We start from the raw sequence: 9,388 nt of genomic DNA, 5'->3' as shown, positions 1-9,388 counted from the left end.
TCGTCGGCGCCGTAGCCCGCCGTGAAGCGGATCTGGCTGAGGGCATAGTCGAAGCCCGCGGCCTCGGCGACCTGCGCCAGCTCGACGTTGTATTGCGGATCGTGGCTCGTGCGCTGCTCGATGTTCGAGATCACGAGGCCGCCGGAGACGTTCGGCACCCAGTAGGCGAACTTCGTGGGCTGGTTGTCGTCGGAATGGCTCATGTCGGTTCTCCCTGGCGGAACGGTGGATCAGCCGCCGATGGCGATCGGGGCGGGGGCGGAGGTCGGGGCGCGGCGCTGCGCCTCGATCAGCTGGGCGGCCTCGCGCGCGGCGCGCTCGACGCGGGCGGCGATGGCGGGATCGGTCAGCTCGTAGTTCTCGAAGTCGGCCTCGGTGGCGTAGAGCGTCGTCGGCAGCGTCAGCGCGCCGAAGAAGGAGAGGAGCGGGCGAAGCTGATGCTCGGTCACGAGGCCATGCAGCGTGCTGCCGCCGGTCGCCGCGAGGACGACGGGCCGACCCGAAAGCGCGCGATGATCGACGAGGTCGAAGAGGTGCTTGAGGGCGCCGGTGTAGGAGGCGCGATAGACCGGCGTGCCGACGACCAGCGCATCGGCCGTCTCGATCCGGCGGATGAGGTCCCGCCCGATCTCGCCGAGGCCATCGCGCTCCAGCGCCGAGAGGAGGTGCGGCGCGGCGTCGACGAGCTCGATCACCTCGCCCGTTCCACCGAGTGCCCGGGCGATGCGATCGGTCAGCTGCGCCACCAGCGTCGTGGTGCGCGACGGACGGCGGACGCTGCCGGAAATGCCGAGAATGCGGACAGTCATGAGCGAAACCCCACAGGTCGCTGGATGCCTGAAAGCTTACGCGGCTATTATCTACTTCATAGGTAGATTTTATTCATTTCGGTGGCCGGGACGCAAATTTCGAGCGGTCGAGCGGACCTCCGGGAGCACGAGGCGAGCGAGCTCATGCATCGGATCGACGGGCAAGCCGACCCGACTCCGCGGCGATCGCCAACTGCAGTCGGGTCGCACGTGTGCGCGCGGTTTCCGTATCCCTCACCACGCATCGGCGATGGGCCAAAGGCTGCCGCACGAACGACGTCCGGGCCGCATCATGCCAGCCCGTCGCCGCGGCGACGGGGCCGCCGGAGACCGCAGACGCCGTCGTTCGGGAGGCCGGAAAAGGAATCCGTCCCGTCGAACGCAAACAGAATAATATACTTTGTCGGTAGATATTGAAGGCTTACCCTGATGGCAGGTTCGACGCTGCCCAGACGGCGCGGGCCGAAGCTACCCAACGCCAGTTCGAGTCCGGATCCCATGAAGACGCTTCTTCTCGCCAGCATCGCCACCGCCGTCCTCGGGCTGTCCTCGCTGGCTCACGCCGACGCCCTGAAGGTCGGCGTCACGCCGGGCGCCTATGCCGATTCCGTCGCGGCGGCCGCCGAGGAGGCGAAGGCCGAGGGGCTCGACGTCGAGGTGGTCGAGTTCTCGGACTGGACGACGCCCAACATCGCGCTCGCGGCCGGTGACATCGACGTCAACTACTTCCAGCACAAGCCCTTCCTCGACAACGCCGTCGCCGAGCGCGGCTACGAGTTCGCCGAGGTCGGCACCGGCACGCTCGCTAATATCGGGCTCTATTCCTTGAAGCACAAAAGCTTCGACGAGATCCCCGAGAACGGGACGGTGGCCATCGCCAACGATCCGGTGAACCAGGGGCGAGGCCTGCTGCTTCTGGAAAAGGCAGGCCTCATCAAGCTGAAGGACGGCGTCGGCTTCAAGGGCACGCTCGACGACATAATCGAGAACCCGAAGAACCTCAGCTTCACCGAAGTGGAGGGGCCGCAGCTCGTGCGCGTCACCGGCGACGTCGATCTGGCCCTCGGCTATCCACACTTCATCGTCGCGGCCAAGGCCTTCGATCCGGCGAGCGGCCTGATCTATTCCGGCATCGACGACCGCCAGTTCGCCATCCGCTTCGTGGTCGCCAAGGATCGCGCCGCGGACCCGGACATCGCGAAATTCGTCAAGATCTTCCAGACCTCGCCCAAGGTTCGCGAGGCGATCGGCACGGCGTTCGCCAACGATCCAAAGCTCTACACGATCGCCTGGGAAAACTGAGGGCCCGGCCCGACGTCCGTGTCCCGGTTCCGATCCGAAGGTACTGCCATGTCCGAACTCGCCCTTCCGCTCGCCCGATCGGGCTTTGCCGCCTCGCTTCCCCCGTTCGCTCGCGAGGCGTCGAGGACGGCGGAGCGCCCGCTCGCAGGCCGTCGCGCCGGTTCGGTGCGTTTTGAGGGCGTCGGCAAGACCTATCGCGCCGCGTCCGGCGACGTCAGGGCGCTCGGCGGCATCGACGTCGAGGTGCCCGAGGGCTCGGTGTTCGGCATCATCGGCCGGTCGGGCGCGGGCAAGTCGAGCCTCCTGCGGCTGGTGAACCGGCTGGAGACGCCGACCGAAGGCCGCGTCCTCGTCGACGGCGAGGACGTCTCAGCGCTCGGGACCGACGCGCTGGTCGCCTTCCGGCGACGGGTCGGCATGGTGTTCCAGCACTTCAACCTCCTCTCGGCCAAGACCGTGCGCGAGAACGTCGCCCTGCCGCTGCGCGTCGCCGGGACCCCACGCGCCGAGATCGACCGGCGCGTCGCCGAGGTGCTGGCGCTCGTCGGGCTCGACGGCAAGGAGGGGGTCTATCCCTCGCGCCTGTCGGGCGGGCAGAAGCAGCGCGTCGGCATCGCGCGGGCGCTGGTGTCCGGTCCCGAGATCCTTCTCTGCGACGAGGCGACTTCAGCGCTCGATCCCGAGACGACGCTGCAGATCCTGTCGCTTCTGAAGGACATCAACCGCACGCTCGGCCTCACGATCATCCTGATCACCCACGAGATGAGCGTGATCCGCGAGATCTGCGACCGCGTTCTCGTGCTCGACCGCGGCGAGGTCGCCGAGACCGGGCCGGTCTGGCAGGTGTTCGGTCGGCCGGCCCATCCGGCGACGAAGGCGCTGCTCGCACCGCTGACGCGAGGCCTGCCCGACGATCTCTCAGCGCGCCTGTCGCTGGAAGCGCGCGGCACGGACGACGAGGAGGCGCTGGTCGAAATTCGCTATCTCGGCACGTCGGAGCCCGACCTCGCGCTCCTCGCCGCGCGCTTCCCCGGCGGCCTGCGCCTCGTCGACGCCGCGATCGAGCGGATCGGCGGTCATACGCAGGGTCGCCTCCTCCTGGCAGTCAGGCTCGGGTCCGAACGGCTCGAGGTGAACGCCATTCCGAACACGCAGGCGAAGGTTCTCGGCTATGTCTGACGCGATGATCGCGCGCCTCCAGCAGGCGCTTCTCGACACGCTCTCGATGGTCGGTATCTCGGCGGGAATCGCGCTTCTGGCCGGCGTTCCGCTGGCGCTGTTCCTCGTCCTCTCGGCGCCGGGCGGCATCGTCGCCGCGCCGCTGGCGCACCGGGTCCTGTCGGCGATCGTCAACGGCTTCCGTGCGACGCCCTTCATCGTGCTTCTCGTCGCGCTCCTGCCGCTCACGCGGTTCCTGACCGGCACGACGATCGGCGTCTGGGCGGCGATCGTCCCGCTGTCGATCTCGGCGACCCCGTTCTTCGCGCGCATCGCCGAGGTGTCGCTGCGCGAGGTGGATGCCGGCCTGATCGAGGCGGCGCAGGCGATGGGATGCCGCCGGCGGCACATCATCCGCCACGTTCTCCTGCCCGAGGCGCTGCCGGGCCTCGTCGGTGGCTTCACGGTGACGCTCGTCACCATGATCGGCGCGTCCGCCATGGCCGGCGCGGTCGGGGCCGGCGGCCTCGGCGATCTCGCGATCCGCTACGGCTACCAGCGCTTCGACACGACCTTGATGCTGGTCGTCATCGTCATCCTGGTGGCGCTGGTCTCGGTGGTGCAGTTCGCGGGCGACGTCGCCGTCCGCCGCCTGCGCGCCCGGTGAGCGGAGGGACGGCGATGAACCACCCTCCCTCGTTCGCGCCTCTCGCGGCGACCCCGTTCCCGGCCCTCCGGTGTGGCGGGAGGGCGCTCGCGACCATACCTTCCCTGCGCATTTTGCCCCTGGCGCCGCGGCGCGACCGGAGAAATACACGGCATGACGGTCCGCAAAGAGATCCTTCTGAACGCGTTCACGATGAACTGCGTCGGCCACATCAATCACGGCCTCTGGACCCATCCGCGCGATCGGTCGCAGGACTACACGACGATCGGCTACTGGACCGAACTCGCCCGAACGCTGGAGGCCGGGCTCTTCGATGCCGTCTTCATCGCCGACATCGTCGGTGTCTACGACGTCTATGGCGGCTCGATCGACTTGACTGCGCGCGAGGCGATCCAGCTGCCGGTGAACGACCCGACGCTGCTGGTGCCCGCGATGGCCGCCGTCACGGAGCATCTCGGCTTCGGCGTCACCGTCAACACGGCGGTCGAGCACCCCTATACGTTCGCCCGGCGCTTCTCGACGCTCGACCACCTGACGAACGGCCGGGTCGGCTGGAACATCGTCACCGGCTATCTCGACAGCGCGGCGCGCGCGGTCGGGCGTGACGCCATGGCCGAGCACGACGAGCGCTACGACCGGGCGGACGACTATCTCGACTTCCTCTACAAGCTCTGGGAGACGAGCTGGGACGAGGATGCCGTGCGCCGCGACAAGTCGGCGCGCGTCTTCGCCGACCCGGCCGCGGTCCGCGAGATTCGGCATGACGGTCCGTACTACCAGGGACGCGGCTACCACCTGTCCGAGCCCTCGCCACAGCGCACTCCGGTCCTCTTCCAGGCCGGCACCTCGGGGCGGGGCCAGCGCTTTGCCGCGCGCCATGCCGAATGCGTGTTCATCTCGGCGTCGGACCCGGAAGCCGCGCGCCGCACCGCGCGCGAGCTTCGTGCGGCGGCGGTCGCGGCCGGGCGGCGGGGCGACGACATCCGCATCTTCGTCGGCCTCCGCGTCGTCACGGGTGCGACGGACGCCGGGGCCGAGGAGCGTCTTCTCGACTACGTCTCGCATGCCAGCCCGGAGGCGGGCCTCGCGCATTTCGCGGCCGGCAGCGGCATCGATTTCTCGCGCTACGGTCTCGACGGCGAGATCGCCTATGGACCGACCGACGCCATCCAGTCGACCACCGCCGCGGCGCGCCGCAAGGGCCTGTCGAAGCGCCAGCTTCTCGACGGGCTGAAGCTCGGCGGCCGCTATCCGCTTCTCGTCGGCTCGGGCGACACGGTGGCGGCCGAAATGGCGCGCTGGGTCGACGAGGGCGAGATCGACGGGTTCAACCTGACTCGAACCGTCGTGCCCGAATGCTGGCATGATTTCACCCGCTTCGTGGTTCCCGCCCTGCAGGCGAGGGGCCGCTACAAGACCGCCTATGCCAAGGGCACGCTGCGCCGCCGCCTGCTCGGCGAGGGCGATCGCCTGCCCCCGCGCCATGCCGGCGTGTCCCCCCATCTCTCCGCGCGCACGGCGTCCGCCGCCGCGCCCGCCTCCCATCTGTCGCTCGAGGTCTCGTGATGTCCGTCACCGCTCCCTTCATCCTCAGCCACTCCCGCACCGGCGGGCTCGCCGTGCCCCCGACCGCGCCCGGCCTGAAGGACGCGATGCGCCATCTCGTCGGCGGTGTCTGCGTCATCACGGCCGGCACCGGTGCGGACCGGACGGGCGCCACCGTAACCTCGGCCCATTCCCTGTCGATGGAGCCGGAGACCATGCTGGTCTCGCTCAACCTCTCGTCCTCGACGCTTCCCGTGGTCCGCCGCTTCGGCCACTATGGCGTCAACCTCCTGGCGGCACACCAGGAGGGCGTCGCCGACCGCTTCGCCGGGCGCGGCGGGGCGAAGGGGGCCGACCGCTACCTCGGCGCCGACTGGACCACCCTCGAGACCGGCGCGAGCCTTTTGGAAGGGGCGCTCGCGGTGGTCGACTGCGAGGTCGAGCGGATCATCGAACATCACAGCCACGCGCTCGTCTTCGGCGCGGTACGCGCCGTGCGCCTCGGGGCGGGTGACCCGCTCGTCTACAGCCACGGCCGCTACGGCGCCTATCGCGCGGCCGTCTGACGCCCCGACGCATCGATCGAGAAGGTCCGAGCCCATGCCCCTTTCCATTCCCGACGCCATCAACGTCCTCTGGTTCCTGCCGACGCACGGCGACAGCCGCTATCTCGGCACCAGCGAGGGCGGCCGGGCGGTCGATCTCCCGTATCTCAAGCAGATCGCGCAGGGCGCCGATCAGCTGGGCTATTACGGCGCGCTGCTGCCGACCGGCCGCTCCTGCGAGGATTCCTGGGTGATCGCCTCGGCGCTGGCGCCGCTGACGGAGCGGCTGCGCTTTCTCGTGGCCGTGCGTCCCGGCCTCCAGTCCCCGACACTCGCCGCGCGCATGACGGCGACGCTCGACCGGATCTCCAACGGCCGGCTCCTGATCAACGTCGTGACCGGCGGCGATCCGAAGGAGAACGGCGGCGACGGCATCTTCCTCAGCCATGCCGAGCGCTACGAGGTGACGCGCGAGTTCCTCGACATCTACAAGCGCGTGCTCGCAGGCGAGACGGTGGAGCACGAGGGCAAGCACTTCCGCATCTCGGACGGCCGGCTGCTCTTTCCGCCGGTCCAGAATCCCTATCCGCCGCTCTATTTCGGCGGCTCGTCGGAAGCGGCCAACGACGTCGCGGCCGAGCAGATCGACAAGTACCTCACCTGGGGCGAGCCCCCGGCGCTCGTCGCCGAGAAGATCGAGACCGTGCGGGCGCTGGCGGAGAAGAAGGGGCGCGAGGTCTCCTTCGGCATCCGCCTCCACGTCATCGTCCGCGAGACGACGGCCAAGGCTTGGGAAGCCGCCGACGACCTTATCAGCCGCCTCGACGACGCGACGATCGCGCAGGCGCAGGAGGTGTTCTCGCGCATGGACTCGGTCGGCCAGGCCCGCATGAGCCGCCTCCACGGCGGCCGGCGCGACAAGCTGGAGGTCAGCCCGAACCTCTGGGCGGGCGTCGGCCTCGTGCGCGGCGGCGCCGGCACGGCGCTGGTCGGTGACCCCGACACGGTTGCCGAGCGGATCGACGAGTACCGCCGCCTCGGCATCGACAGCTTCATCCTGTCGGGCTACCCGCATCTCGAGGAGGCCTACCGCTTCGGCGAACTCGTCCTGCCGAGGCTGCCGCTGGCCCATCCGCTGCACGCCCGTTCCGCCGCGGTCAACACCGGCCCCTTCGGCGAGACGATCGCCGGCGACAGCCGCCCGACGCGGATCGCCAGCCAGTCGTGACGACGCTCGCGATCATCGGCGGCGGTTTCACCGGCGCGGCCGTCGCCTATCATCTCGCGCAATCCGCGGCAGGGCGGCAGGCGAAGATCGTCGTCGTCGAGCCGCGCGAGGTGCTGGGGGCGGGGCTCGCCTATTCGACGCGCGATCCCGCCCATCGCATCAACGTGCCCGCCGACCGGATGAGCCTCGACACGCAGGACCCGGACGCCTTCGCGCGCTGGCTCCGGGCGACCGGCGCTGTCGCGGACGACCCGGACGCGGTGAGCGCGTCGGGTCAAGCCTTTCCGCAGCGGGGGCTGTTCGGGCGCTACGTCGCCGACGCCCTTGCGCCCTTCGTCGCGAGCGGACGGATCGTCCACCGCCGCACCGCGGCCGAGGCGATCCGGCGCCTCTCCGACGGCACGTTCGACGTCGTTCTCGCCGACGGCTCGCTCCACGCCGATCTCGTCGTCGTCGCGACGACGCATCCGCCGCCCGCGGTGCCGGCTGCGCTGCGCGCGCTATCCGGCGATCCGCGCTTCGTGGTCGATCCCGGCGAGCCGGACGCGCTGGACGGCGTGCCGCCGGACGCGCGCGTCCTCGTCGTTGGTAGCGGGCTGACGGCGGCCGACATGGTGGCCTCGCTCGACCGGCGCGGGCATCGCGGCCCGATCCTGATGCTGTCGCGCAACGGCCTGCGTTCGCGCGGCCACGCCCCGTCGGCGGTCGAGCCGTTCGGGGATTTCACGTCCACCCCCGGCCGGACGGCGCGCGAACTGACGCGCCGCGCCCGGCAGGCGATCACGGAGGCGAAGGGGCAGGGGATCAGCTGGCACGCCGTTCTCGATGCCCTGCGCGGCGACGGCGCTGCGATCTGGGGCGCACTGCCCGAGGCCGAGCGACGCCGTGTGGTGCACCGCCTTCGCAGCTTCTGGGACGTGCACCGGTTCCGCATCGCGCCGCAGGTGGCCGACGTCCTCGACCGTCTGGACGCCGCCGGCCGCCTTCGCCTCGTCGCCGCCTCGCTCGCTTCCTCTCGGCCCGACGCGGGCGGGCTCCACGTCGCGTGGCGGCCGCGTGGCGGGCGAGCCGTCGAGACGGGGCGCTTCGACGTCGTCGTCAACACGACGGGGCCTGCCCACCGGGCCGTTGTGGACCGCGAGCCGGTTCGCTCCCTCTTTGAAGCGGGATTGGTCGATCTCGACCGCGTCGGCCTCGGTCTGCGGGTCGACGCCGACCACCGCGCCCTCGGGCGCGATGGCGAAATCGTGCCGGGTCTTTTCATCGCCGGGCCGCTGGCGCGCGGCACGTTCGGCGAGTTGATGGGGTTGCCGCAGGTGACGGCCCATGCCGAGCTTGTCGCCCGCATCCTCGGCGAGATTCTCGCAGGGGATCGAGACGGCAGCGCCCTGCGGCAGGCCGTCTGAACTGCTGCGTCAGGCGTTCGTCGGCACGCGCGCGATCACCTTGATCTCAAAGTCGAAGCCCGCCAGCCAGGTGACGCCGACCGCCGTCCAGTTCGGATAGGGCGCGGCGCCGATCACGCCGTCGCGCACCGTCATGATCGTCTCGAACTGGGCTTCCGGGTCGGTGTGGAAGGTGGTCACGTCGATCACGTCGTCGAAGGTGCAGCCGGCGGCGGCGAGGACGTTGGCGAGGTTGGCGAAGGCCTGCCGAACCTGCGCCTCGAAGTCGGGCTCGGGCGAGCCGTCGTCGCGGCTGCCGACCTGACCCGACACGAACAGGAGGTCGCCGGAGCGGATGGCCGCGGAATAGCGGTGCGCGTCGTAAAGGGCGTGGCGGTGGGCGGGAATGATGGCCTGGCGCTGAAACATGGGTCGGTTCCTGAATGGAGACGGAGGGGCGGGCGTGAAGGCGCTCAGCGCGCGCTTCACTTCAGTCTGCGCATTTGATATACGCGGCGTATGTGAAGAGGTCTCACACATACGCGGCGTATGTCAAGCGCTCGTCGAGGGAGAGAATTCGCGATGGCGGCAGCGGGTCGACGGGCGGAACAGATGGAGGCGACGCGCGCCAAGCTGATCGCGGCCGCACGCGCGGCCTTTGCCGAGAAAGGCTATGCGGCGGCGTCGATGGACGAGCTGACCGCGCAAGCCGGCCTGACGCGCGGCGCGCTCTATCACAACTTCGGTGA

At 69.9% G+C, this 9,388-nt stretch carries 10 protein-coding genes and 1 pseudogene; 8 read left to right on the top strand and 3 right to left on the bottom strand.

Going from position 1 to position 9,388, the window contains the following annotated elements:
- Both QZ753_RS08300 and msuE read right to left on the bottom strand, forming a co-directional pair.
- Nucleotides 1-203: pseudogene (locus QZ753_RS08300) on the bottom strand (dimethyl sulfone monooxygenase SfnG); the annotation flags it as partial.
- A 27-nt stretch (nucleotides 204-230) separates the two neighbouring features.
- Complete coding sequence (msuE, locus tag QZ753_RS08295; RefSeq protein WP_294642698.1) at nucleotides 231-809, bottom strand: FMN reductase; 579 nt, start codon at nucleotides 807-809, stop codon at nucleotides 231-233.
- Between the two features lie 498 nt (nucleotides 810-1,307).
- On the opposite strand from msuE, the gene QZ753_RS08290 reads away from it, so the two are divergent.
- The 7 genes from QZ753_RS08290 to QZ753_RS08260 all read left to right on the top strand — a co-directional run bounded on the left by QZ753_RS08290 (nucleotide 1,308) and on the right by QZ753_RS08260 (nucleotide 8,660).
- Complete coding sequence (locus QZ753_RS08290) at nucleotides 1,308-2,111, top strand: MetQ/NlpA family ABC transporter substrate-binding protein (RefSeq protein WP_294642697.1); 804 nt, start codon at nucleotides 1,308-1,310, stop codon at nucleotides 2,109-2,111.
- Nucleotides 2,112-2,159: 48 nt separating this feature from the next.
- Complete coding sequence (locus QZ753_RS08285; RefSeq protein WP_294642695.1) at nucleotides 2,160-3,290, top strand: methionine ABC transporter ATP-binding protein; 1,131 nt, start codon at nucleotides 2,160-2,162, stop codon at nucleotides 3,288-3,290.
- A complete protein-coding gene (locus QZ753_RS08280; RefSeq protein ID WP_294642694.1) occupies nucleotides 3,283-3,936 on the top strand; it encodes a methionine ABC transporter permease in 654 nt (217 codons plus the stop codon). Before QZ753_RS08285 ends, QZ753_RS08280 begins: the two co-directional genes overlap by 8 nt.
- A 153-nt stretch (nucleotides 3,937-4,089) precedes the next feature.
- Nucleotides 4,090-5,502, top strand: coding sequence for an LLM class flavin-dependent oxidoreductase (locus QZ753_RS08275; RefSeq protein WP_294642692.1), 1,413 nt, complete (start codon nucleotides 4,090-4,092; stop codon nucleotides 5,500-5,502).
- Nucleotides 5,502-6,047 carry a flavin reductase family protein gene (locus tag QZ753_RS08270; protein ID WP_294642689.1) on the top strand — a complete coding sequence of 182 codons (546 nt, stop codon included), beginning with the start codon at nucleotides 5,502-5,504 and terminating at the stop codon, nucleotides 6,045-6,047. The genes QZ753_RS08275 and QZ753_RS08270 overlap by 1 nt, the downstream gene beginning before the upstream one ends.
- A 34-nt stretch (nucleotides 6,048-6,081) precedes the next feature.
- The gene (gene ssuD / locus QZ753_RS08265; RefSeq protein ID WP_294642687.1) at nucleotides 6,082-7,254 is read left to right on the top strand and encodes an FMNH2-dependent alkanesulfonate monooxygenase; all 1,173 of its coding nucleotides are present in this window, start codon (nucleotides 6,082-6,084) and stop codon (nucleotides 7,252-7,254) included.
- Nucleotides 7,251-8,660 carry an FAD/NAD(P)-binding protein gene (locus QZ753_RS08260; protein WP_294642685.1) on the top strand — a complete coding sequence of 470 codons (1,410 nt, stop codon included), beginning with the start codon at nucleotides 7,251-7,253 and terminating at the stop codon, nucleotides 8,658-8,660. The genes ssuD and QZ753_RS08260 overlap by 4 nt, the downstream gene beginning before the upstream one ends.
- 9 nt (nucleotides 8,661-8,669) lie before the next feature.
- On the opposite strand, the gene QZ753_RS08255 is transcribed toward QZ753_RS08260, so the two are convergent.
- A complete protein-coding gene (locus QZ753_RS08255) occupies nucleotides 8,670-9,068 on the bottom strand; it encodes a RidA family protein (protein ID WP_294642682.1) in 399 nt (132 codons plus the stop codon).
- Between the two features lie 153 nt (nucleotides 9,069-9,221).
- Between QZ753_RS08255 and QZ753_RS08250 the strand changes: the two genes are divergently transcribed.
- The coding region (locus QZ753_RS08250) for a TetR family transcriptional regulator (protein WP_294642700.1) at nucleotides 9,222-9,388 on the top strand (167 nt) is incomplete at its 3' end.

The organism is uncultured Aureimonas sp. (genome assembly GCF_913775355.1).
Taxonomy (GTDB): Bacteria; Pseudomonadota; Alphaproteobacteria; order Rhizobiales; family Rhizobiaceae; genus Aureimonas.
This window is presented reverse-complemented; position numbering and strand designations above follow the sequence as displayed.